The 20804-nt window shown below is 67.5% G+C and carries 28 protein-coding genes, 1 tRNA gene and 1 riboswitch; of the genes, 7 read left to right on the top strand and 22 right to left on the bottom strand.

All coding sequences use genetic code 11. The features are described 5' to 3' along the window. Window positions 1-7: 7 nt before the first annotated feature. The 5 genes from GUI70_RS13130 to GUI70_RS13110 all read right to left on the bottom strand — a co-directional run bounded on the left by GUI70_RS13130 (window position 8) and on the right by GUI70_RS13110 (window position 3310). Window positions 8-343 (bottom strand): YegP family protein, encoded by a 336-nt coding sequence (locus GUI70_RS13130; RefSeq protein WP_161882769.1) that lies wholly within the window; start codon window positions 341-343, stop codon window positions 8-10. 67 nt (window positions 344-410) lie between these two features. Continuing rightward, a complete protein-coding gene (argC, locus tag GUI70_RS13125) occupies window positions 411-1370 on the bottom strand; it encodes an N-acetyl-gamma-glutamyl-phosphate reductase (protein ID WP_161882768.1) in 960 nt (319 codons plus the stop codon). Further along, a complete protein-coding gene (locus GUI70_RS13120; protein ID WP_161882767.1) occupies window positions 1360-1917 on the bottom strand; it encodes a GNAT family N-acetyltransferase in 558 nt (185 codons plus the stop codon). The genes argC and GUI70_RS13120 overlap by 11 nt, the downstream gene beginning before the upstream one ends. A gap of 1 nt (window position 1918) precedes the next feature. After that, entirely contained in the window at window positions 1919-2893 is a 975-nt protein-coding gene (argF, locus tag GUI70_RS13115) for an ornithine carbamoyltransferase (protein ID WP_237724898.1), read from the bottom strand. A 63-nt stretch (window positions 2894-2956) separates the two neighbouring features. After that, window positions 2957-3310: a 2Fe-2S iron-sulfur cluster-binding protein gene (locus GUI70_RS13110; RefSeq protein WP_161882766.1), complete on the bottom strand. Its 354-nt coding sequence runs from the start codon at window positions 3308-3310 to the stop codon at window positions 2957-2959. A 69-nt stretch (window positions 3311-3379) separates the two neighbouring features. On the opposite strand from GUI70_RS13110, the gene GUI70_RS13105 reads away from it, so the two are divergent. From GUI70_RS13105 to rpmF, 3 genes are all read left to right on the top strand, one after another. Continuing rightward, window positions 3380-4258, top strand: coding sequence for a hypothetical protein (locus GUI70_RS13105; protein WP_161882765.1), 879 nt, complete (start codon window positions 3380-3382; stop codon window positions 4256-4258). Beyond that, the gene (locus GUI70_RS13100) at window positions 4255-4635 is read left to right on the top strand and encodes a hypothetical protein (RefSeq protein ID WP_161882764.1); all 381 of its coding nucleotides are present in this window, start codon (window positions 4255-4257) and stop codon (window positions 4633-4635) included. Before GUI70_RS13105 ends, GUI70_RS13100 begins: the two co-directional genes overlap by 4 nt. A gap of 225 nt (window positions 4636-4860) precedes the next feature. Continuing rightward, a complete protein-coding gene (rpmF, locus tag GUI70_RS13095; protein ID WP_161882763.1) occupies window positions 4861-5043 on the top strand; it encodes a 50S ribosomal protein L32 in 183 nt (60 codons plus the stop codon). Between the two features lie 97 nt (window positions 5044-5140). Here the strand turns inward: rpmF and GUI70_RS13090 are convergent, their stop codons facing one another. The 6 genes from GUI70_RS13090 to GUI70_RS13065 all read right to left on the bottom strand — a co-directional run bounded on the left by GUI70_RS13090 (window position 5141) and on the right by GUI70_RS13065 (window position 8647). After that, on the bottom strand, window positions 5141-5719 hold the full coding sequence (locus GUI70_RS13090; protein WP_237724897.1) for a Maf family protein: 579 nt from the start codon (window positions 5717-5719) through the stop codon (window positions 5141-5143). Between the two features lie 26 nt (window positions 5720-5745). After that, the gene (gene deoC / locus GUI70_RS13085) at window positions 5746-6408 is read right to left on the bottom strand and encodes a deoxyribose-phosphate aldolase (protein WP_161882762.1); all 663 of its coding nucleotides are present in this window, start codon (window positions 6406-6408) and stop codon (window positions 5746-5748) included. A gap of 100 nt (window positions 6409-6508) precedes the next feature. Then, window positions 6509-6583, bottom strand: a tRNA-Glu gene (locus GUI70_RS13080). A 96-nt stretch (window positions 6584-6679) separates the two neighbouring features. After that, window positions 6680-7171 (bottom strand): universal stress protein, encoded by a 492-nt coding sequence (locus GUI70_RS13075; protein ID WP_161882761.1) that lies wholly within the window; start codon window positions 7169-7171, stop codon window positions 6680-6682. A 107-nt stretch (window positions 7172-7278) separates the two neighbouring features. Beyond that, window positions 7279-7791 (bottom strand): HD domain-containing protein, encoded by a 513-nt coding sequence (locus GUI70_RS13070; protein WP_161882760.1) that lies wholly within the window; start codon window positions 7789-7791, stop codon window positions 7279-7281. 304 nt (window positions 7792-8095) lie between these two features. Next, window positions 8096-8647, bottom strand: coding sequence for a nucleotidyltransferase domain-containing protein (locus tag GUI70_RS13065; protein WP_161882759.1), 552 nt, complete (start codon window positions 8645-8647; stop codon window positions 8096-8098). Window positions 8648-8867: 220 nt separating this feature from the next. On the opposite strand from GUI70_RS13065, the gene GUI70_RS13060 reads away from it, so the two are divergent. Further along, window positions 8868-9155, top strand: a complete 288-nt coding sequence (locus GUI70_RS13060) for a hypothetical protein (protein ID WP_161882758.1) — start codon at window positions 8868-8870, stop codon at window positions 9153-9155. Here the strand turns inward: GUI70_RS13060 and GUI70_RS13055 are convergent. The 7 genes from GUI70_RS13055 to GUI70_RS13025 all read right to left on the bottom strand — a co-directional run bounded on the left by GUI70_RS13055 (window position 9110) and on the right by GUI70_RS13025 (window position 14970). Next, window positions 9110-9493, bottom strand: coding sequence for a DoxX family protein (locus GUI70_RS13055; protein WP_161882757.1), 384 nt, complete (start codon window positions 9491-9493; stop codon window positions 9110-9112). The two genes, GUI70_RS13060 and GUI70_RS13055, sit on opposite strands and share 46 nt — an antisense overlap. 18 nt (window positions 9494-9511) lie before the next feature. Next, the gene (locus tag GUI70_RS13050; protein WP_161882756.1) at window positions 9512-10354 is read right to left on the bottom strand and encodes a bifunctional 5,10-methylenetetrahydrofolate dehydrogenase/5,10-methenyltetrahydrofolate cyclohydrolase; all 843 of its coding nucleotides are present in this window, start codon (window positions 10352-10354) and stop codon (window positions 9512-9514) included. Beyond that, complete coding sequence (purH, locus tag GUI70_RS13045; RefSeq protein ID WP_237724896.1) at window positions 10354-11937, bottom strand: bifunctional phosphoribosylaminoimidazolecarboxamide formyltransferase/IMP cyclohydrolase; 1584 nt, start codon at window positions 11935-11937, stop codon at window positions 10354-10356. The genes GUI70_RS13050 and purH overlap by 1 nt, the downstream gene beginning before the upstream one ends. A gap of 55 nt (window positions 11938-11992) precedes the next feature. After that, window positions 11993-12080: riboswitch (ZMP/ZTP riboswitch) on the bottom strand. Between the two features lie 38 nt (window positions 12081-12118). Next, a complete protein-coding gene (locus GUI70_RS13040) occupies window positions 12119-12922 on the bottom strand; it encodes a hypothetical protein (RefSeq protein ID WP_161882755.1) in 804 nt (267 codons plus the stop codon). An 80-nt stretch (window positions 12923-13002) separates the two neighbouring features. Continuing rightward, entirely contained in the window at window positions 13003-13410 is a 408-nt protein-coding gene (locus GUI70_RS13035) for an Hsp20/alpha crystallin family protein (protein ID WP_161882754.1), read from the bottom strand. Between the two features lie 28 nt (window positions 13411-13438). Further along, a complete protein-coding gene (locus GUI70_RS13030) occupies window positions 13439-14137 on the bottom strand; it encodes a 16S rRNA (uracil(1498)-N(3))-methyltransferase (protein ID WP_161882753.1) in 699 nt (232 codons plus the stop codon). Further along, entirely contained in the window at window positions 14137-14970 is an 834-nt protein-coding gene (locus GUI70_RS13025; RefSeq protein ID WP_161882752.1) for a 50S ribosomal protein L11 methyltransferase, read from the bottom strand. The genes GUI70_RS13030 and GUI70_RS13025 overlap by 1 nt, the downstream gene beginning before the upstream one ends. Window positions 14971-15071: 101 nt before the next feature. Here GUI70_RS13025 and proC point away from each other — a divergent pair, with 101 nt between their 5' ends. Both proC and GUI70_RS13015 read left to right on the top strand, forming a co-directional pair. After that, window positions 15072-15863 (top strand): pyrroline-5-carboxylate reductase, encoded by a 792-nt coding sequence (gene proC, locus GUI70_RS13020; RefSeq protein WP_161882751.1) that lies wholly within the window; start codon window positions 15072-15074, stop codon window positions 15861-15863. A 58-nt stretch (window positions 15864-15921) separates the two neighbouring features. Beyond that, the gene (locus GUI70_RS13015; RefSeq protein ID WP_161882750.1) at window positions 15922-16464 is read left to right on the top strand and encodes a hypothetical protein; all 543 of its coding nucleotides are present in this window, start codon (window positions 15922-15924) and stop codon (window positions 16462-16464) included. A 10-nt stretch (window positions 16465-16474) separates the two neighbouring features. Here GUI70_RS13015 and GUI70_RS13010 read toward each other — a convergent pair whose 3' ends face one another. Both GUI70_RS13010 and GUI70_RS13005 read right to left on the bottom strand, forming a co-directional pair. Beyond that, window positions 16475-16774 carry a putative quinol monooxygenase gene (locus tag GUI70_RS13010; protein ID WP_161882749.1) on the bottom strand — a complete coding sequence of 100 codons (300 nt, stop codon included), beginning with the start codon at window positions 16772-16774 and terminating at the stop codon, window positions 16475-16477. 164 nt (window positions 16775-16938) lie between these two features. After that, window positions 16939-17754, bottom strand: coding sequence for an SDR family NAD(P)-dependent oxidoreductase (locus GUI70_RS13005; protein WP_161882748.1), 816 nt, complete (start codon window positions 17752-17754; stop codon window positions 16939-16941). Between the two features lie 161 nt (window positions 17755-17915). Between GUI70_RS13005 and GUI70_RS13000 the strand changes: the two genes are divergently transcribed. Further along, entirely contained in the window at window positions 17916-18569 is a 654-nt protein-coding gene (locus GUI70_RS13000) for a TetR/AcrR family transcriptional regulator (protein ID WP_161882747.1), read from the top strand. 3 nt (window positions 18570-18572) lie between these two features. On the opposite strand, the gene GUI70_RS12995 is transcribed toward GUI70_RS13000, so the two are convergent. Then, window positions 18573-19217: a glycosyltransferase family 2 protein gene (locus GUI70_RS12995; protein ID WP_237724895.1), complete on the bottom strand. Its 645-nt coding sequence runs from the start codon at window positions 19215-19217 to the stop codon at window positions 18573-18575. 149 nt (window positions 19218-19366) lie between these two features. Then, a complete protein-coding gene (locus tag GUI70_RS12990; RefSeq protein WP_161882745.1) occupies window positions 19367-20746 on the bottom strand; it encodes a hypothetical protein in 1380 nt (459 codons plus the stop codon). Window positions 20747-20804 lie beyond the last annotated feature (58 nt).

Raw genomic sequence — 20804 nt, 5'->3', positions numbered from 1 at the left:
CCGCTTCTCAGCTCTGGTCGTCGGTGGTGGTACCCTCAGCGGCCCGCGCCACGGCCGCCATCCCCTCGCGGGCCGCACTGTCCGACGAGTAATGCTCACCCATACCGATGACCTGCCCGTTGGCGGCCTTCAGCACGAAGTACGGCTCCTGACTGCCCTGGCGCAACTCGAAGCGGGCCGGGTTGGCGGCGTTGGTCTTGACCGACTCGATGCCGTTCAGGGCGCTGGCCCTGGACTCGTAGCGCTCGCTGGTCAGCACCACCTGGCCGTTGCCGGCGTGCAAATTGAAGATGAAGCCGTCCTGATCCTTGCCGGAGCGCTTGATTACGAATTTGCCTGCCACGCTGACCTCCCGAGCTGATGCGCTGAATTGTGAAACTGGACGCAGTCTAGCGCATCTGTTCAGCCTCTCAGACGGACGGTCTGCCTGCTGCCAGCGCGTAGTCACGCCCGGCCCCGTCCAGACCCAGCATCACGTCCAGATTCTGCACCGCCGCGCCGCTGGCTCCCTTGCCCAGGTTGTCGAGCCGCGAGACCAGCAGCGCCTGCCCGTGGTCGTTAGCATACACGAACAGTTCGAGGCGGTTGGTGTCGTTGAGCGCCTCGGGGTCGAGGATGGCTGGGTTGGCCGCTTCTGGCAGCACCGAGACGAAGCACTGCCCGGCGTAGTGCTGAGTCAGGGCGTCCCGCAGCTGGTCTGCCGTGACGTTCAGCGCTCCCAGATGCAGCGGCAACTGCACCAGCATGCCCTGCCGCCAGCCGCCCACATGCGGCGTGAACAGCGGCTCGGTATCCAGGCCACCGTACTCGGCCATCTCGGGGCGGTGCTTGTGGTTCAGGGTCAGGGCGTAGCTCCGGAACGGCCCGGCCATCGGGTGCGCCTGCTGCTGCTCGTGGGCGTCGACGAGTGTCCGCCCGCCGCCGCTGTAGCCGGAGAATCCCTGAATGTTGAGCAGAGCGTCGTGCGGCACCAGCCCGGCGTCGGTCAGCGGGCGCAGCAAAGCCGTGGCCCCGGTGGCGTAGCAGCCCGGATTGCTGACGAACTGGGCCTCGCGAATGGCCTGGGCCTGGGTACTGACCAGTTCGGGAAAACCGTAGACCCAGCCCGGCGCGACCCGGTGGGCGCTGGAGGCATCGAGCACCCGCGTCCGGGGATTTTCGATCAGGCCCACGGCCTCGCGTGCCAGATCGTCGTGCAGGCACAAGATGGCCACGTCGGCGGCGTTGAGCAGCTCGCGGCGGGCTTCGGGGTCCTTGCGACGCTCGGGGGCGATGCTGAGCAGTTCGAGGTCGTCTCGGCCCTGCAAGCGGGCGCGAATCTGCAGGCCGGTGGTGCCCGCCTCGCCGTCGATAAAAATTTTAGGTGTCATGCTTCTCCTGCCATTCGCTTTGCAGCAGCGCGTAGTGAGCGTCGTCGGTCCATCCGTCACGGTGCCAGTAGGCCTGCACGCTGCACCCCTCGAAGCGCAGGTCCACGCGCTTTAGGAGCGCGGCGCTGCGGACGTTGCGTGGATCAAGGCTGGCGTGAACCCGGTGCAGATCGGCCTGGGTGAACAGCCACGCCAGCAGGGCGCTCAGTCCCTCGGCGGCATAGCCCTGGCCCCAGTGGGCACGCGCCAGGGTAAAGCCGACTTCCGCCGTGCGGTGTCCGGTCAGGCGCAGACTGAGATTGCCCAACACGGAACCTCCAGCGCCCTCCAGCATCAGGGTGCTCCAGTCCTCCCGCAGCGACGGGTCCACCTGCATTTCACGGGCGTGCACCTCGGCCTGCTCCAGCGGGTAGGGCATGTCCCAGCCCTGGTAGCGCGCAATCTCGGGGTCGTTGTGGTACGCCGTGAACGCGGGCGCATCAGCCGGGATCAGGGGCCGGATGGTCAGGCGCGGGGTGTGGAGGGTGGGGAGCAGCGGCCCAGGCACCTCACCACCTCGGCTTGGCGCTGCCCAGCAGGTGATACAACAGCGCCTTTTGCGCGTGCAGGCGGTTCTCGGCCTGATCGAAGACCCGGCTCTTGGGATGCTCGGTGGCTTCCGGCACGGTTTCCTCGCCGTAGTGGGCTGGGAGGCAGTGCAGGAAAATACCGTGCGGTGCCAGGCGATCGAGCATCTGCGGCGTGACCTGATAGCCCCGGAAGGCACGGCGGCGGATATCGGCCTCGGCTTCCTGGCCCATCGAAATCCAGACGTCGGTGTACAACACGTCCGCGCCGTCGATGGCGCTCAGATCGTGCGTCAGGGTGATCTGGGTGCCCTGCTTGACGGCGTCCATCAGCACACCCGCGTTGGGTTCATAGCCCACCGGGGTCACGATGGTCACGTCCGAGCCGGTCAGGATGCCCATATGGATGTGACTATTGGCGAGGTTGTTGCCGTCGCCGATGTAGACCACCCGCTTGCCCGCCGCGCTGCCGAGTTCCTCCTCGATGGTCTGGTAATCGGCCAGGAGCTGCACCGGGTGCAGCATGTCCGAGAGGCCGTTGATGACTGGAATGGACGAATGGTCCGCAAGTTCATGCAGTGTCTGTTGCAGGTACACCCGGCCCATCACGCCGTCGACCCAGCGCTCCAGGTTGCGGGCCACGTCGCTGACGCGCTCGCGCTGGCCCAGTCCGATTTCCTGGTTGGATAAGGTGATGGCGTGGCCGCCGAGCTGGTACATGCCCACGTCGAAGGTGGTGCGGGTGCGCAGGCTGGCCTTCTCGAACACCAGTGCCAGCGACAGCCCCGAGAGCGGCTTGACCTGCCGCCACTCGCCGCGCTTCATCGAGGCGGCGGTGTCCAGTACGCTGCGCAGCTCGGCGCTACTCATGTCCAGATTCGACAAAAAATCCCGCCCGGCCATGACCGGCGTGGGCAGGGTGTCGGGCGTCAGCAGCTCAGCGGGGGATGTCGGCATAAGGTCGCCAGTGTAGCGGCTGGGCGTATGAACATGCAAGAAAAGTGCATGAAGATGCGGCCCTCAGCTTGTCTCAATCCAGACCGGGGCCGGTTCGATTGTCTCCGCCGGGGCCTTGCCCGCTTCCAGACCGCTACTGGTCACCGTCTGCACCGGGGTCAGGGCCATGTCGTGCTGGCATTCGATCTGGCACGAGAGCCGCACGCCGCTCAGGCCTTTCTCGGTCAGCTTGTCGTGCTCGGCCTGGGTCATCTGGGAAGGCTCTCCGGCGCTGAACTCGACCCGGCAGGTGGTGCAGCGGGCCACGCCGCCGCAGCGGTGCAGAATGTCCACGCCGCCGCGCTCTAGGGCCAGCACCAGCCGTTCGTTGTCGTGGGCTTGAATCTCGCCGTAACCTTGCACTGTGATGAGGGGCATGGCGGCATTGTCCCGCTTCGGGCGGCCCATGAGCAAGTTTGGGGCCGCCCAGCCGCTAGACTGCTGCTTATGAAAGTCGGTTTGCTCGACGTTCTGGGCGCGCGCCAGATGCGCTACTGGAACACATTTCTCAACGAACTGGGGGTCAAGGTCGTGACGCCCACGCTGCCTGCCGAAGACGCCTACGAACTGGGCCGCCGAAGCCTGCCGGACGTGCCGGTGCAGGTGCAGCTGGTCCTGGGCCGCCTGCTCGAACTCGGCAACGTCGATCTGGCCCTGCTGCCCAGCACGCGGGCGGTGTCGCAAGACGCCTGGGCCAGCGATCTGGCCGAACTACTGCCGCGCCGCATCAGCGGGCTGCCGACCCTGCGGGCGGTGCCGGACGGCGGTCCGGAGCTGACCGGCGCGGCGCTCGAACTCGGCCAGCAGCTCACCCACAACGCCTCGCAGGTGCGCCTGGCACTCAGCAAGGTCAAACTGCTGGCCCAGCCGCCCAGGGAGAGCCTGCCGCCGCTGAGCGCGCCCGCCAGGCCAACGGTGGCCGTCATCGGTCCTGACAGCCTACTGCGCGACGCCTTCCTGACGGGACCGCTGCGGGCCAAGCTCGGCAATCTGGCGCTGCATCCGGTCTGGGCCGATCAGTTGCCGCGCGAGCAGGTCGAGGAGCGCGGCCAGCGCTTCAGCACGCCTTCCGGCAAGCCGCTGCCGCCTGGCGAGCGCGACCTCTGGGGCGCACAGAACCTGCTGGAAGGCAAGGGCGCGGTGCGCGGCCTGATCTACCTGGCCCCACTACGCGACGCAGCCACCCTCGGCGCCCTGACGCGCCTGTCGGGCACGGCCCGCAAACCCGCCCTGCTGCTCGAACTCGCTCCTGAACTCAGCGACTGGCCGGAACTCGCTGCCTTCGTCACCCGGCTCGCGGCCCCCCCGCAGGAGCACCCGCTATGAATCCCTGGACCTGGCTCACCACCGCCGACCCTGACCCCGGCTTTACCCGCAGCAAGCTCTTCAAGATTCTGGCCCGCACCCTGCTGTTCGTGGCGGTCGTGACAATCTTGCAAGCGCTGCTCTACGCCGTGGGACTGGGCGCTTACCTGCGCACCTGGTGGGGCACGCTGCTCCTGATCACGGTCGTCTACATTCCCTTTTTCAAACTGATGACGCTCGATACCTTGGTCGGGCCGCCCCCGCCGCGCCCCCTGAAGCCCGGCCAGAAGCCCACGGCGGCCCAGGCGTCACAGGTGCGCATTGCCAAACGCGCCGAGAAAAACCGTTTCGCCGGAGTCAAGAAAGGGCCGCCGAAGAACATGGGTGGGCGGCGCTAGAGCGCTGTCAGCAACTTGCCCGGCCGGGTCGGCCCGGTTCACCGCTGATCCGCCGCCCGCTTTGCCCAGTATCCACTCTTCCCCGCCGCGTGCTATACTCCCTGCTGTTGCTTTGCGATCAGTCTGCGCCGTAGACCAGCACAGGCCAGCGCGAGCGAGAAACCCAAGAAACGCCGCCGGGGTGGTCTGGCCCCACGTGCAGGCAAAGACTCAGGAGAAACCATCATGGCCAAACACCCCGTTCCCAAGAAGAAGACCAGCAAGAGCAAGCGCGACATGCGCCGCAGCCACCACGCCCTGGTGGTACCCAACCTGGTGCCCTGTCCCAACTGCCACAACAAGAAGCTTCAGCACCACGTTTGCCCCAGCTGCGGCTATTACGCGGGCCGCCAGATCATCAGCGTCTGAACGAATTGACGATCTGAAGGCATACAAAAGAGTTGTATCGAAAACAGCGCCCACTGAGGCGCTGTTTTTTCGCGTCTAGAACGGAGGGGGCAGCACCCTACTCGCCGCAGACGGCCACACCGTGCCGCCGCAGCAGCTGGATCACGACGCTCAGCGGAAAGCCCACCACGCCGCTGTACTCGCCCTCAATGCGCTCAATCAGGGCAGCACCCAGCCCCTGGATGCCGTACCCGCCCGCCTTGTCGAGACCCTCGCCGCTCTGGGCATACCAGGCCACCTCGCCGGGCGTCAGTTCGCGGAACACCACAGTGGTGTCCGAAACCTCGGCGTCCTCGCCGCGCGGCGAGATGACCGCCACTCCAGTGTAGACGTGGTGCGCCCGGCCACTGAGCTGCGCGATAAAGGCGGCATTCTCTTCCACATCAGCAGGCTTGGCGAGCTGCGCGTCGCCCAGGGCCACCACCGTGTCGGAGGCGATGACCACCGCACCTGGGCAACGCTCGGCCACCGCCCGGCCCTTTTGCAGCGCCAGATCGCGGGCCACCTCCAGCGGGTGCACTTGGTCGCTATGCTCGTCGAGGTCGGCGGCCAGCACCCGGAACGTCACGCCCAGCCCTGCCAGCAACTCGCGGCGGCGCGGGCTGCCCGAGGCCAGCACCACCTGCTGTCCGCCCACAGCCGACTCCACGTTGCCCAGCACGCTCAGTACCCGGCCGGGTTGCCGTCGCCCGACACCAGACCCACGCCGCCGGACGTGCCCAGCCGCGCCGCGCCCGCCGCAATCATGGCCTCGGCGTCGGCAGGCGTACGCACCCCGCCCGCCGCCTTGATCTGCGCCCGGCCAGCAATCACGCGGGCCATGAGCCGCACGTCGTCCAGGGTGGCTCCGCCCGTGCCGAAGCCGGTGCTGGTCTTGACGAAATCGGCCCCGGCCTGCACGGCGGCCTCGGTCGCCCGCTCCTTTTGCCCGTCACTCAGATAACAGGTTTCGATAATCACCTTCAGCACCTTCCCGGCTGTGGCTTCACGCACGGCGGCGATGTCGGCCTGCACGTAGGTCCAGTCGCCCGCTAGGGCCGAGCCGATGCTGATGACCATATCGACCTCGTCGGCCCCGGCGCTCAGGCTCAGGCGGGCTTCCTCGGCTTTCTGGGTACTGGTCACGGCCCCCAGCGGAAAGCCGCAGACGGTGGCGATGAGTACGCCGCTGCCCGCGAGTTCCTGCGCGCACAGCTCGATGTGCTGTGGGTTGACGCAGACGGCCTTGAACTGGTATTGGCGGGCCTCGGCGCACAGCTTCCGAATGTCATCCGGGGTGGCGGTGGCCTTGAGCAGGGTGTGGTCGATGAAGGAAGCCAGGTTCATGGCCGCAGCATAGCGGCTCACCGCACGACAGGGCGTTGATGCACACGGGCCTCAAAAAGCCCCGCCACCTCCGTTAGGAAAGTGGCGGGAACTTTTGTTGTGGTGACCCCAACGGGACTCGAACCCGTGTCTATACCGTGAGAGGGTACCATCCTGACCGCTAGACGATGGGGCCGCCTGGGTGCTGCTCGCCGCCGGTGAGGGCGGTTTGTCAGGGCCGCTTACTGTAAGGCGCGGCGGTGCGCCCTGTCAACCCCTGTGGCCCGCCCGTTCAGCGCTGGGAGCCGCGCTTGACCACCAGCACCGGGACCTGCGCCCGTTTGACGACCTGCTCGGCCACCGACCCTACGAAGAAATGCTCGATGGTGCCCTGGTTGTGGCTGCCGACCACGATCAAGTCGGCGTTCCAGGCCTGGGCCGCCTCGGTGAGCGCCGCCGCCGGATCACCGGTCACGAGTTGCTGCGATTCGCCCACCTCGGTGAGCTGATCGAGGCGCGAGTGGTCGACCTTCGCGAGGGTATCGAGCAAGTCAGGTGAGGACGTCATCGGCACCAATCCCGCGCCGGAAATGTCGGGCATGGCGGCGACGCGGGCGTCCACCACGTGAACGAGCAGCCGCTCGGCTCCCGGAAAGCGGGTGCGCGCCAGCTCCAGCGCGCCCGCCGAACTCTCGGAAAAGTCGATGCCGATGGCGACGCGGGCAAATAGCGCTTCGGCACGGGCGACCACCGGGGCAGGCACGTTAGGATCGGAAGTGGTCATACCCCGAGCGTAACGGCCCAGCAGCGAGGTGGGGTGAAACAGGGCTAAAAATGAAGGAAAGATTGAGAGGGCAGCTGTACCCTTCCGACTCGACTCTTGCAGCGCATCTATTCCAGCTCGTCGAAGCGGTGCAGCAACGCGGCCTCGGCGTCGCCGCCGGGCCTGTGGTGGCGCTCGATGAGTTCGGCCACCCTGACCCGACCACCGACGTGCCGCAGCAGTTCAGCACCGAGCAGTGGGTGAGCGCCGCGCACGTACAGCGCTCCGAACGGCAGCAGACGCGCCAGGCGGCCCGGTACCAGACCCACCAGCACCCGCTCATGTACCCGGTAGGGCCGCACGGACTTGCCGCAGTCGTGCAGCAGTGCCGCCGCCTTGAGTGCTGGGCTGGCCTGGGGGGAGGCCGCCAACAGCGCCCGCGTGACCCGGCAAGCGTGTTCGCGGTCACGGGCGTCCATACCCAGGTACAGCCGCGCCTCGGCAGGTGTCAGCTGTGTCAGCGCCCAGCCGTCTTCGGGCCGCGCCTGGCTGGCATGAATGCTCCGCGACAGCCGCCGGAGCTTGCCAGGCAGGTGACCCGATTTCTGCGGTCCGGGACTCAGGGAAGAGTGATCCGGCAACGGTGTGAAAGAAGCCCGGGGCGAAGAAACCGGGGCCAGAAAAGACACGACCGTTTGAAGAAGCGAGCGCCCAAACACATCTGACAGTCTAGCGCCACGCTGATCGGACACGGACGCCGAGTGAATTGGTTTTGAGAACTGGTGGACTCCGACCAGCGGGCAGACCCTGTACAGGTGACGTTGTGATCGGAGCGCTCAACAGCCTGCTGATCACCCGGCTGCGGTTGCCGCCCGAGCAGCTCAGCGCCGATGTGCCGGTATAGAACTTGATCCCGTCAATCCAATTCGGTTCGCCCTGGCCCAGTCACCCCAACGCTTCGAGCCAGGGGTGATCGCCGTGAACGCGGCGCAGCGAGGCTTTGAGCCAGGTCCGCGCTTCGGTATCCAAATCTGGCCGCACCCGCTGGAAGTCGGCGACATCCTTGCCTCTGGGCACGCTGCCGGGGCGGCCCGCCTTGAACAGCAGCACCGCTTCCGGCGTGAGGTAGGGCCAGCCCTGCGGCGAGTGGCGTCTGGCCCGCTCCAGCGGCAGGGTCAGGGCAGGGTCGCGGCGGTACTCCCAGCGTTGGTTGGTTACACCGCCGAACATCAGGTCGAGCATCGGCCAGCCCTGGCGGCGGGCGTGAACCTGAAAACCGTCGAAGGCTTGCCCGTCCCAGGCATGGTAGGTACCGTTCACGCAGGCGTCCAAGCGCCAGTCGGGTGAGAGGAGTGCGTGCAGGTGCGGCTGGGCGGCTGTCGGCAGCACCACGTCGAGGTCGTGGTGCAGGCGCGTGCGCTGGCCGAGGTGCAGTTCCAGCGCCCAGCCACTGGCGACCATCCAGGCAAAGGGCAAGGCTGAGAAAAGGTCGGCCAACGCCGCCACCGGCCCAGAACCCTGACGCTGCAAGGTGGCCGCCAGCGCTTGGGGCCAGAGCTGGGCATCGGCCTCCGGCCTCGGCGCGTCCCCGTGCCCGGTAGACGCTGAGGTAGCGCTCTCGGGCCGCGTGGTCGCCCGCCAGGTGGTTCGTGAGGGCTTGAAGGTTAAGTGAATCCAGCGCGCCCAGATCGCTCAGCCGTAACGTCCATCCATCCAGGTGAACCCACTGCCGGGCGTCGGGCGTGGGCCGGTAGCCCAGCTCGGTGAGCGCCCCGAGTTGCCCGGGCATCGGCGGGTCCGGCAGCAGGTCGAGCTGGAGTTCCGGCGCTTCGAGCTGGCCCAGCTCTTTCACCGTGCCGGGACCCGTCCAGTGGGTCGCGAAGACGCCGTCCGGTCTGCCACGCTCCAGATAATCGCCCAGCGAGCGGCGCAGCTCTGCCTCGGCAATCGCTGCGCCGCTCACCGCCGCCCAGCCCGCCACACCCAGAGCATCAGCAGCGGCTGAAGCGGCAGGCGTGCCCACAACGCCCAGGCGGGAATCGGCACAAACTTCTCCGGCTCAAGGGCCATCTGCACATTGGCGGGAAACACTGCCAGCAGCAGGGCCAGCAGTCCCCAGCGGGCCGCCGGACGGGTGGCGGGGTGCAGCAGGCCCAGTCCGCCCGCCAGTTCCGCCGCGCCGCTGATCAGGGTGGCGGCACGCGGCGGCATCGGCACATACGGCGGCACAATCGAATCGAACACGCGGGGCCGCAGAAGGTGCAGCGCTCCGGCGGCAACGAAAATGGCCGCCAGCAACAAGCTCGAAGGGTCGTTGCCGAGACGCCGGGTTGAAGTGGACATTTGCCGATTATGCCCGGCTCACTCCACCGTCTCCCCTCTTTGCAGCCGCACCGCCCGCACCAGGTTCTGAAACATCAGGGCGCTGGTGAGCGGGCCGACCCCGCCGGGCACCGGGGTATGGGCGCGAACGAGCGGCCAGACTGCCGGGTCGACGTCACCGACCACGCCGGACGCCGTGACGTTGATGCCCGCGTCAATGACGACGTGGTGCGGCTGCACATGTTCGGGCCGCAGCAATCCGGCCAGGCCCACCGCCACCACCACCGCGTCCTGCGGGGCCAGCACCTCGCTTAGACCTCGGGTGAACTCATTGCACAGCGTCACCGTCGCCTGGCGGTTGTTCAGCATCCATGTGAGCGGGCGGCCCACCGTGCGCCCCGGCCCGATCACCGCGATGCGCGCTCCCGAGAGGTCCAGCGCCTCACGCAGCAAGAAGCGCACGCTGCGCGGGGTAGGCGGCAGCAGCGCCTCGGCCTCGCGGCCCGCCGAGACGAGGGCCAGGTTGGCCGGGGTCAGTCCCTCCACGTCCTTGGGGTGAGCGATGCGCCGCAGCGCCGCGTCCGGGTCGAGGTGCGGGGCCAGCGGCAACTCCAGCACGATGCCCTGCACGCTGTCGTCTTGCGAGAGCTGATGCAGGGCCGCATGCAAGTCGTCCTGCGACACCCCAGCGCCGAGGTCCTGCACACTCAGGCGCACGCCAAGTTTCTCGGCCTGACGGCGCTTGCTCTCCACATACACCAGGGTGGCCGGGTCGCCCGAGGCCACCACGCTGACCAGGTGCGGCGAAAAGCCGAGCCGCGAAAGCCGCTGGCGCACCTCTGCCGTGACGCTGGCCGCCAGGGGTCTGCCAAGCAGCTGCATCAGTGCTTGAAGTGCCGCGAGCCAGTCAGCACCATGCTGAGGCCGAGTTCGTTGGCCGCCGCGATGACTTCGGGGTCGCGCTTGGCTCCGCCCGGCTGGATGATGGCACTGACGCCCACACTGCCCGCTAGCCGCACCACGTCGTCGAAGGGAAAGAAGGCTTCCGAGGCCATGACCGAGCCGCGTGCGCGCTCGCCCGCGTTCTGCACCGCCCGCTCGGCGGCCCAGATGCGGCTGACCGCGCCGGCCCCCACACCTACCGTGACGCCGCCGAGCGCCAGCACCACGTTGTTGCTGCGCGCATGTTTGGCCACCGTCCAGGCGAACTGCAAATCCTGCCACTCGGCCTCGCTGGGCTGCCGGGCGGTCACGACCTCGGGGCACAGTTCGTCCCAGGTGCGGTCGTCGCGCTGCTGGGCCAGGAAGCCGCCGACGAGCGGGCGGTACTCCACACGCGGGGCCTGGGTCTTTCCGGCACGCAGCACCCGCAGATCCGGCTTCTTCTCGCGCAGCCAGGCCAGGGCGTCCTCGTCGATGTCTGGCGCGATCAGCACTTCCAGAAACGTGCCGCGCGTGCTCTTGGCCGTCGCCAGATCGATGGGGCGGTTGAGGGCCACCACACCGCCGAACACGCTGAGGGTGTCGGTGTCGCGGGCGCGCTCCCAGGCGACCTGGGGCGAGTCGGCCAGCGCCACGCCGCAGGGGTTGGCGTGCTTGACCGCCACGCAGGCCGGGCCGCCGAACTCGGAAACCAGCGCCCAGGCGGCGTCGGTGTCGGCATAGTTGTTGAAACTCATGGCTTTTCCGGCCAGCACCTCGGCGTCCAGCGCCGGGCCGGTCTGCTCGCCGAGGCGGTAGACCGTGGCGGGCTGGTGGGGATTCTCGCCGTAACGCAGCTCGGCCACGCGGGTCAGGGGCAGCGTGATTTCGGCAGGAAAAAAGTCCGCCGTCGCCGTGGGCACGGGTTCAGCGGGTGCTTGCTCGGCCGTCAGCGGAGCCGACAGGTACGCCGTGATCGCCGCGTCGTAGCTGCTGGTGTGCAAGTAAGCCTTGGCCGCCAGGCGCTGACGCTCGGCCTGCGAGACTTCCGCTTGCAGGGCAACCGGGTAATCGGCGGGGTCGACCAGCACCAGCACGTCGGCGAAGTTCTTGGCGGCGGCGCGCAGCATGGCCGGGCCGCCGATGTCGATGTTCTCGACGGCGGTGGCGAGGTCCGCGCCCGCCGCCACCGTCTCGCGGAAGGGGTACAGGTTGACGCATACCAGATCGATCAATCCGATGTCGTGCGCAGCAAGTTCGGCCAGGTGCGCCTCATCGCGCCGCGCCAGGATGCCGCCGTGAATCTTGGGGTGCAGGGTCTTGACCCGCCCGTCCAGAATCTCGGGAAAGCCGGTCACGTCGGCCACTTTGGTCGCGGGCACGCCCGCCGCTTGCAGGGCGCTCAGGGTGCCGCCGGTCGAGAGGAGCTGCCAGCCCTGGTCACTGAGCTGGCGGGCGAAGTCCACCACGCCGCGCTTGTCGCTGACGGAAATCAGGGCGCGCCGGGGGGTCGGCTGGGTTTGGCTGGCTTCGGACATTGACATGCGGTCTCCTGGGTGAAGAGCTGGACGCCCCGCCTTCCTGATGGAGGTAACGGTACAGTCCGACCCAGGCGTGCGATCTGGTCAAAAAAGCTGCGGCTTCCCCGTGGTGGCCCCCACGTTCAGCGCCAGTCGCCGCAGCGCTCGGGGAAAGTATACCAAGCCGCAGCGGGCAAGCCGCCCTTCAGTCCAGAAACGCCACCGTCCGCCGCCCCGCCGCCTCGTTCTCGGTGTTCATCAGCACCCGGTGCCAAGTGGGCAGCGTCAGCGTGGCGTGGTCCTTGTGACGCACCTCGCCGCGCACGTACAGCTCTGGGTTGCGGGTCATCTGCTGCCAGTGCCAGGTCATCACCAGGGCCGAGGACCGCACCAGTTGCAGGTAACGGGCGAGCGGCACGCCGCTGGGAAACCTGGAGCAGACCATCACCGGCTCGCCGCCGACCCGAGCGGCCTCGGCGCACACATGCGTCTTGCTGCCCGCACCGCGCGAGAGCGGCTCGTTGCGGCGCACCCGTTCGGGCAAGACGATCAATTCCGGCTGCGGCACGAAAAACCACTCGCCCTGGCGCACGAAAGCGGCGTTGCGGCGGCGCAGGCGGGCACTGGTTCGCAGATGGGCATGCTCCTCGCTAGTCAGCACGGCGGCGGGCTTAAGCGCCTGCATGGCACCCGGCACGTCGCGTACCCCCGGACCCGGCACGGCGGCGGTGAACAGGTGGCGCTCGTCGAAACCGCACAGAAACTTGCCCTTGCGCCCGTCGGTGCGGGCCATCAGCAAAAGCTGGCGCAGATCGGGCCAGACGTCCAGCGTCAGCAGTTCGGGCTGGGACTGCTCCGGGAGCCGAACTTCGAAATACTCGCCGTGCCGATCGGTGGCGATGTCCAGGTTGAAGCTGGAGGCTGCCGCACGCCGCACCGGGGCGCTCATGCTGTGAACCCGCATGTTCAGCCGGGCGAAGGCGCGCTCAAGGTGCAGAGGAAGGGTCATGCCCGCACTGTAAAGGGCAGAAAAATACGCCCACATCGGCCACCCGGCCCAGCCCGCCCTAAGCCAAACCGCCCAGCACCTCAGCGCTGCGGCTGTGGTTCTTCCGTATGCGCCTCGATGGTCTTGTTGACCTTCTCGAAGCGCACACTCAGCACCCCGGCCACCAGACTGGCCTCGCCGCTCTGGGCCAGTACCGGCACCGGAAACGGCAGGCGGCGCGTGAAGCGTCCGGTGCGACGCTCGCGGTGCAGCGCGTCCTGATCGTCCGGCAGGGCGCTGCGCTCACCGCTGAGCGTCACCGCCTCGCCGTCGTCTTCCAGGGTCAGACTCTCGGGCAAGCAGCCCGGCACATCGGCCACCAGGGTCAGGTGAGTGCCGGAGCTGAGCCAGTCGGCGTCGAGCGTGTAGGGGCCGCCTGACGCCAGGGTTTCGACCTCCTCACGCAGTTCCATGACCCGGTTGAGACGGGCGAGTACGGGCTTATCCATACCTGTCAGGGTAGCAAACGCGGGCCGCTCAGACTCCACTGGCCGCCAGCGCTCCCAGCAGGGCCATCGGCGCAGTCTCGGCGCGCAATATACGGGGACCGAGCGTCACCCCTGCTGCCCCAGCCAGGCCGAGCTGCACCAGGTCTTCCGGCGAGAACCCGCCCTCGGGGCCGCTGATAAGTGTCAGCGGTGAGTACCAAGTCAACTCGTCCAGGAGCCGGGCCGGGCTGCCGGGGTGGGCATAAAAGACCTGCCCCCCTGGGCGAAACTGCGCCAGCGGCATGGGCGGCGCGATCTCCGGCACGACCGAGCGTTGCGACTGCTTGGCGGCTTCCTCGGCGATCCGGCGCAGGCGCGTGAGCTTGTTCTCGCCGATGTCCGGCACGTCGGCGTAACGGGTCTGAAGCAGCTGGAAGTGCGCCACGCCCAGCTCGGTGGCCGCCCGCACCACGTCGCTGAGCTTGTCACCTTTGAGCAGCGCGATGCCCAGCGTGACCGGCTGTGGATACTCGGTGCTGGTTTCCGTCCGGCCCAGCAGCTTCAGACGGGCACCGAAGGCGTCGAGCTGCGTCAGCTCGGCCTCGCCCGCTGCGCCCCGGCCGTCGAAGACCAACACACTGTCGCCGGAGCGGACCCGCATCACCTGAAGGTGCTTGATCTCGGCGGCATTCAGGCTCATCTGCGCGGCGAGTGCGTCCACCCTGACGCGGTGCTGGTGCCGCGCCATCAGCTGGAGCGGGCCGTGATCAGCACCCACTCCCCGTCGAGCGTCTCGCTAACCTGGGTGAAGCTCTCGCGGGCCAGGGCGGCGCGTACCAGCGGCAGACGGTCTTGCAGAATGCCGGTCAGAATCAGTGGCGAATCGGGGCGCAGCACGGCGCGGTAGGCTCCGGCCAGCAGGTCGTGCAGCTCGGCAAACAGATTGGCGACCAGCACGTCATATTCGGGTTCGCCTGTGTCATCGAGGTCGTCAGGATCGAGGCTGCCCACCGCGAAGCTCAGGCTGCCGCCAAGTGTCTCGAAGCGGGCGGGCGTTCCGGGAAAAGCCTTCAGGCCGTTGAGCTGGGCGTTTTCGATGGCGGCGGGCAGCGTCACCGGGTCGATGTCGAGGCCCAGCACCCGCTCGGCCCCGCCCAGGGCCGCGGCCAGGGCCAGCACCCCGCTGCCGCTGCCGACATCCAGCACCCGGCGGCCCGCCAGATCGAGCTGCCCGAGCGCCTCCACCGCCAGCCGGGTGGTGGCGTGGTGCCCGGTCCCGAAGGCCATGCCGGGGTCGATCAGCAGCGGGATCTGGCTGGGCGGCACCTCGTCGGCCAGCCACGAGGGGGTGATGGTAAAGCGGCCCGCCGTCACGGGCGTCAACCCCTTTTTCCAGTCGGCCTGCCAGTCCTGGTCGGGTTCGTCGGTCCATTCGCCGTCGAGCGTGAGGTCGGCGGGGGTGTCGAAGTAAGCGCGCAACATTCCGGCACGCTCCTCCAGGCCCGTCGCCCCGGCTTCCCACAGGGTATCGAGGTCGGCTTCACGGGTTTCCAGGGTTCCGGGCAAGACATACACCAGCATGCCGGACATGCTAGCAAGGTCTCACACCTGCGGGCGTGCCGCCTTCGCCTTGTCTGTTCTCCGGTTCTGTGCGGCCTGGAGCGGCCTCTATACTGCCGGGCATGAAACTGGCCATCGTGGGCGTGGGAAAACTGGGGCTGGCGATTCTGGAAGGCGTCATGCGGCGCGGACTGCTGCACCCGGACGAGATCGGCATCATGGACACCAACGCGGCGCGGCTGGACATGATCGCCGAGCGCCTGGGCACTCCGGTGCTGCCGGTGGGTGACCTCGGTGGGGCCGAGCGGGTGCTGATCAGCTTGCAGCCGCGCGTGTTTCCCGAGGCGAGCGAATGGCTGGCCCAGCCCGACACCGGCTACATCAGCACCATGGCGGGCGTCAGCGTGGCCACCCTGGCGCGGCGGTTGCGTACCGAGCGGGTGGTGCGGGTGATGCCCAACCTGGGAGCCACCATCGGCCAGTCACAGACCGCCATCACTGGCCTGGACGAAGCCCAGCGCGGCGGCGACATGCCCTACGCCCACGAGATTTTCGGTGCGGTGGGCCAGGTCTACAATCTGCCCGAGCACCTGTTCAATGCCTTTACCGGCCTCACTGGCTCCGGCCCCGGCTACCTGGCGGTGATAGCCGAGGCGCTGGCCGACGGCGGCGTCCGCATGGGGCTGCCGCGCGCGCTGGCCCACGAACTCGCCGCACGGGTCATGAGCACCAGCGGCGGTCTTCTCTTGGAGCGGGCGCATCCGGGGATGCTCAAGGACGAGGTCTCCAGCCCCGGCGGCACCACCATCGCGGGCCTGGAAGTGCTGGAAGGCAGCGGCGTGCGCGGCGCGCTGATCAGCACGGTGGTGGCCGCCACGCTGCGCAGTGCCGAACTCGGACGCGATCAGGAGTAAAGCGCGCCGCCGCCTTTTGTGCATCTGCCGTCAGAACCGCCCGGCTAGACTGGGCGTGATGAAACGCGGCTCCCTCCTCGCTCCGCTGCTGGTTTCCCTGCTCTCCAGCAGCGGGCTGGCGGCGGGCAGCTACTTTCCCAGCACGCCCTCGACCACCTGGCGCTACAGCAGCGGCGAAACCCAGCAGATCGGCCAGCCCACCACCGTCAAGGGTGTCAGCGTGACGCCGACGGCCCACCAGATCGGCGGCGTGACCGTCTCGGAAGACCTGCTTGAGTACCGGGGCGGCGGGGTGTACCTGCGCGGTGTGCGCATCGGCAAGCAGGTCGTGTGGTACAACCCCCCGCTGACGGTGTATCCGTCCTCACCGCTGACGCTCGGGCAGCGCTGGGAGAGCGCCAGCGGCGGCCTCAAGCTCAGCAGCCGGGTCATGGGCAACGAACCGCTGAGCCTGAGCGCCGGGAACTTCAACGCCCTGCTGATTCGCAGCGACGTAATCAGCGGCGGCGGCACCTCCACCCAGTACAGCTATTTCGTGCCGGGCCTGGGCGTGGTGCGCTACCAGGCAGCGGGCGGACAGGTTGTGGACCTGCTGAAATAGGGCCGCCGCACTAGAACGGCTGAACCGAGGCCACACTGTAACGCTGAAGCTGTGGGGCGCTGGCGACCAAATCCGGCAGGCGGCGGTTGAATTCGGCCATGTGGGGCGTTCGGAAGTGCTCGGCTGGCGCGGCTTCGCCCTGCCACGCTTCGAAAACGTGAAACAGTTCAGGGTCGGTGAGGTCGGCGCTGAAGGTGTAGGCCAAGCAGCCCACCTCGCTCTGGGTGGCCTGTGCCATCTGACGGGCCTGCCGAACAGCGGCGTCGCGCTGGTCTGGGCGAATACGGACGGTTCCGGCGATGATGAGCACACGTCTCCTGAGCGGCTGATCCGTTGGGGCAGCCTGGACAGCGGCTAAGGGCTTCAGGTCAAAGGCGCAGTGAGGCAACTTGGGTTCGCGTTCCAGGGCAGTGGGCTTGTCGGCGTCGCGACGGGCGATCCGTTCGCCCCTGTAACCGCTGGCCCCGTCAAGCTTTAGTGGCTGCGCTCCTGAAGCCGCTTGACCATTCGCGGTACCACTGCGCGCGGCATCCAGCGCGGGGTGAGGGTTTGCAGCTTGTTGAGGCGGCCCACCACCTTGACCGCCTGGCCCGCGAACATCGCCTGCAGGCCTTCACGCGCCACCGCCTCGGCACTGAGTATCGGCGCGAGCAGCGGACTGCTGCTGGTGAGCAATTTGCTGTCTTCCATCTGGGCACGCTGCTGAAACCCAGATGCCACCGGCCCCGGACACAGCGCCGTGACCTGCACGCCGGTGCCACGCAACTCTTCACTGAGGGCCTCGGAAAAGCTCAGCACATAGGCTTTGGAAGCGTAGTAGACCGCCATCAAGGGGCCTGGCATAAAAGCAGCGGTGCTAGACACATTGAGCACCCGCCCGCGCCCGCGCTGCACCATACCCGGCAAGAAGCGGTGGGTCAGTTCGGTCAGCGCCACGATATTGACTTGCAGCATCTCCAGCTCATGTTCGAGTGGCAACTGGTAAAACTCCCCGTAGCTGGCGAATCCAGCATTGTTGATCAGAAAGTCGACCGTCAGTCCTGCCGCGCTGACCCGTTCCTGAAGCTGCCCTGCCGCACCCGGCAGCGTCAAGTCCTGCACCATCACGCTGGCCTGAATGCCGTGCGCGGCGCGCATCTGTGCGGCCAGCGCTTCGAGTTTGTCGGCGCTGCGGGCCACCAGAATCAGGTGAACGCCGCGGGCGGCCAACTGGCGGACGAAGGCTTCACCGATCCCGCCGCTGGCTCCGGTGACGAGGGCAGTGGGGCGGGTGGCATCGGCAGTGGACATATTCGGCTCCTTGAAAAGGGACGGAAAGCGAGGCGGACGAAGTCAATACGGCTTATTGACCCTCGATAATTCAAGTTAACTTACCGGGGGTCAGATTGTCAATCTCTTGCCATTCAGCCTCTCGATTTGCAAAGATGCTTTCTCAGGCTTATAATTGACTCATGGTTCCTCAAGTTCGTGCCCGTTCCGAAGCCGCCAAGGCAGCGCGCCGGGAGCAGATTCTGAACGAAGCCCGCAACCTGCTGCTCACCGCCCGCTATCCGGCCCTGACCCTCAGTGACATCGCCGAGCGGGTCGGGTTGACCAAGCCCGCGCTGTTCGCTTACTTTCCAAGCAAGGAAACCCTGTTTCTGGCTGTCTACGAGGACCTGCTGGGCAAGTTTCTGACCTCGCTGGAAAAGCACCTGCGCCTGGGCGGAATTCACAGCGCCCAGGGCCTGGCGGCGCTCATCACGACCCTGACCCTCGAGTACCCGGAACTGACCTGGCTGCTGCCGCTACACGCCGGTCTGCTGGAGCACAACATCAGTGCGGCCCGGGCGCTGGAACACAAGCGCTGGCTCTCGGCGCGGCTGGCAGTTGTCACCCCGCTACTGGAAGTGGCGCTGCCCGGCTTGCCTGCAGGCGGCGGCGCGCCGCTGCTGACCTACACCCAGGCTTTGATCGCGGGGCTGCAGCCGATGAGCGAACCGGCCCCGGCCGTGCGCGAAGCGCTGAAGATCAGCGGCCTGGCGGCCCTGCACGTCGAGCTTCGACCGGCGCTGGAAGACAGCTTGACGGCACTCTACAGGGGCCTGAGCACCACCCGGCCCTGAGCGTCAGCCGCCTTTCTCAGCCTTCTTCTTGCGCCGCTTGAAGCCGAACAGATCGATATACATCCGGGTGCGGTGGCGGGCACCTTTCCAGAAGCCGCGCTTTTTTTCCTTCATGACCTGCTTGAGATTGGGCAGCTCGACGTAGTCCCACTTGACGCCCTGCTCCTTGAGGGCCGCCGTGATGGCCGGTTCAGGCCAGCGCTCCGCGCCTAGATGTGGCACGCCCAGCAGCCAGTGCCGCAGGCAGGCACGCTGACCGCTGAGGTGCGGGGTGAGCTTGTTGCCCAGGTCGGTGATCAGCCCGCCGCCGTCGAAGATGCCGATACTCATGCCCAATTCGCCCGAAAGCACCGGGCGCAGCAGAATATCGAGGTGGGCGCGGTTCAGGCCCACCAGATCGGCATCGAGCATCACCACGTAGTCGGCCTGGGTGGCTTGCAGGGCCGCCTTGAGGGCCGGACCCTTGCCCTGGTTGTGCTGCAGCTCGATGACCCGCGCTCCTGCCGTGCGGGCCACCCCGGCGGTGTCGTCGGTGCTGCCGTCGGAAGCCACCACCACGTCGGATGTCAGTTCGAGCGCCGCGCGAATCACCTGGGGAATGGTGTCGGCCTCATTGAAGGCAGGAATGACAACGGCGACACTCGGCACACGGTCATGGTACACGCAAACATGAGGAGCACCCCAGCATTCCGCCGCTGTGGCCCATACCCTGGCCGAGCGCCGAGCGCCAGATAGAAAAAGCCAGGGCGTATGGGAAACCTCAGTTCCCCACACGCCCCAGCCCTACCACTCAGATCTCAGTTTTTCTTCGAATCTGCCGGGGTTTCCTGGGGCACGGCGGCTTTGGCATCCTGGTCTTTGTCGTTCTGGGGCTTGGTAGCCTCCGCCGGAGCGGCAGGCGCGGGCGTGGCGGCGGGGGAATTCGGCTCCACCGCAGCGTAGGCGGCACTGCCCGTGGCCTGGTCAGGCTTGGGCGAGGGCGCTTGTGGGGCCGGGGCGTGGTTGACGTCTTCCATGCGCTCCAGCCAGGCGGTGCCGATGGCGTTGCGAACCGTGCGGCCCGCGTTGTGCAGCCAGTCGGCCGCCTCAGGGCTGAATGCGCCCACCCCGTCGAGAATACCCTGACGCACCGCAGGCACGCGGGCCAGCGCCACACCGCCGCCGATAAGCAGGGCCACCGGCAACAGCCCACCGACGCCCCGACGCTTGCGGCCCAGCCCAGCCTTTTTCAGCTGCTTGCTGGCCGTGCGCGCGAGTTCCTTTTCCAGCCGGGCGATCTTTTGCTCATAGCCCTTGACCTGCTTGCGGCTGCGCTTGTCCAGGCTCCCAAACTGCGCCTGGGCCTGCTTGCGGGCGTCGGCGCTCACCGACTGCACGCGCTCCTGGGCCGCGTCGGCAAACGAGGGCCAGCTGTTTTTGATCTGTTTCTGCACTCGTTTCTGGGCCTGCTTTTTCATCTGCTTGACCTGCTTGCGGGTGTCCTTTCCGGCGTGCTCCAGCTTCCTGGCAGCGACCTTGCGCGTATCCTCGACCTGCTCCTGGGCCGTGTCGAGGAAGCCCAGCCAGCCTGCCTTGACTTCTTTCCTGGCCTGCTTTTGCACCTTCTTGCCCTGCTTGGCAGTCCGGTCGACCGTTTTGCTGACGGTCTTAACGAGGTCGCCGCGCAGGTTTCCGGCCTCCGACGCCAGCACCTTGCGGCGCTTCCCGGCTTCCTGCTGAACTTCTGTGAGCCGGTCCTGCACGCTGTCCTGGACATTCGACACGGTGCTCGACAGCGAATCCTGCACGCTGGCAGCAGTCCTGGCGGCCACGGCGGCGGCAGCAACGGCCCGCCCGGCCAGATCGCCGCGTAGATCGGCGGTGCTGTCGAGGAGTTGCTGGCCGCGCTGACCGGCCTGCTCACGCACGCTGTCGATCAAATCAGGCAGATGGTCCTGGGCCTGGGCAGCGACCTTGCGGGCCTCCTCGGTCAATTCACCGGCCCGCAGCGCCACTGCCTGGGCCGCGTGCTGGGCGGCGGGGGCCACGGTGTCGCCCAGCAGGTCCTGGGCGCTGCCGAGGGTGCCTTGCACCAGTTCGCCGAGCCGGGCGCGGGCCGATGGGCTGGCCATCAGGGCGGTCAAACCGCCGAGCAGCAGCAAGCTGCGTTTTGAAATACCGCTTTGGGGGTGGGGCATACGTTCTCCTTGGGTCTTGACGGCTGAAGGGGTGGGGGTCAACGGGTCCGGCCTGACG

This window comes from Deinococcus alpinitundrae, from assembly GCF_009982895.1.
Classification (GTDB): Bacteria; Deinococcota; Deinococci; order Deinococcales; family Deinococcaceae; genus Deinococcus; species Deinococcus alpinitundrae.
Note: the sequence above shows the minus strand (reverse complement) of the source record. Positions and strands in the feature narration are given on the sequence as shown.

Bases quoted from the DNA above. Each gene is read 5' to 3' on its own strand.
- GUI70_RS13050 (WP_161882756.1), bottom strand. From the start codon at position 10,354: ATGCAGCTGCTTGGCAGACCCCTGGCGGCCAGCGTCACGGCAGAGGTG.
- purH (WP_237724896.1), bottom strand. From the start codon at position 11,937: ATGTCAATGTCCGAAGCCAGCCAAACCCAGCCGACCCCCCGGCGCGCC.
- GUI70_RS13040 (WP_161882755.1), bottom strand. From the start codon at position 12,922: ATGACCCTTCCTCTGCACCTTGAGCGCGCCTTCGCCCGGCTGAACATG.
- GUI70_RS12990 (WP_161882745.1), bottom strand. From the start codon at position 20,746: ATGCCCCACCCCCAAAGCGGTATTTCAAAACGCAGCTTGCTGCTGCTC.
- GUI70_RS13105 (WP_161882765.1), top strand. From the start codon at position 3,380: ATGAAAGTCGGTTTGCTCGACGTTCTGGGCGCGCGCCAGATGCGCTAC.
- deoC (WP_161882762.1), bottom strand. From the start codon at position 6,408: ATGAACCTGGCTTCCTTCATCGACCACACCCTGCTCAAGGCCACCGCC.
- rpmF (WP_161882763.1), top strand. From the start codon at position 4,861: ATGGCCAAACACCCCGTTCCCAAGAAGAAGACCAGCAAGAGCAAGCGC.
- GUI70_RS13110 (WP_161882766.1), bottom strand. From the start codon at position 3,310: ATGCCCCTCATCACAGTGCAAGGTTACGGCGAGATTCAAGCCCACGAC.
- GUI70_RS13075 (WP_161882761.1), bottom strand. From the start codon at position 7,171: ATGACCACTTCCGATCCTAACGTGCCTGCCCCGGTGGTCGCCCGTGCC.
- GUI70_RS13015 (WP_161882750.1), top strand. From the start codon at position 15,922: ATGAAACGCGGCTCCCTCCTCGCTCCGCTGCTGGTTTCCCTGCTCTCC.
- argC (WP_161882768.1), bottom strand. From the start codon at position 1,370: ATGACACCTAAAATTTTTATCGACGGCGAGGCGGGCACCACCGGCCTG.
- GUI70_RS13035 (WP_161882754.1), bottom strand. From the start codon at position 13,410: ATGGATAAGCCCGTACTCGCCCGTCTCAACCGGGTCATGGAACTGCGT.
- GUI70_RS13100 (WP_161882764.1), top strand. From the start codon at position 4,255: ATGAATCCCTGGACCTGGCTCACCACCGCCGACCCTGACCCCGGCTTT.
- GUI70_RS13005 (WP_161882748.1), bottom strand. From the start codon at position 17,754: ATGTCCACTGCCGATGCCACCCGCCCCACTGCCCTCGTCACCGGAGCC.
- proC (WP_161882751.1), top strand. From the start codon at position 15,072: ATGAAACTGGCCATCGTGGGCGTGGGAAAACTGGGGCTGGCGATTCTG.
- argF (WP_237724898.1), bottom strand. From the start codon at position 2,893: ATGCCGACATCCCCCGCTGAGCTGCTGACGCCCGACACCCTGCCCACG.
- GUI70_RS13030 (WP_161882753.1), bottom strand. From the start codon at position 14,137: ATGGCGCGGCACCAGCACCGCGTCAGGGTGGACGCACTCGCCGCGCAG.
- GUI70_RS13055 (WP_161882757.1), bottom strand. From the start codon at position 9,493: ATGTCCACTTCAACCCGGCGTCTCGGCAACGACCCTTCGAGCTTGTTG.
- GUI70_RS13025 (WP_161882752.1), bottom strand. From the start codon at position 14,970: ATGCTGGTGTATGTCTTGCCCGGAACCCTGGAAACCCGTGAAGCCGAC.
- GUI70_RS13000 (WP_161882747.1), top strand. From the start codon at position 17,916: ATGGTTCCTCAAGTTCGTGCCCGTTCCGAAGCCGCCAAGGCAGCGCGC.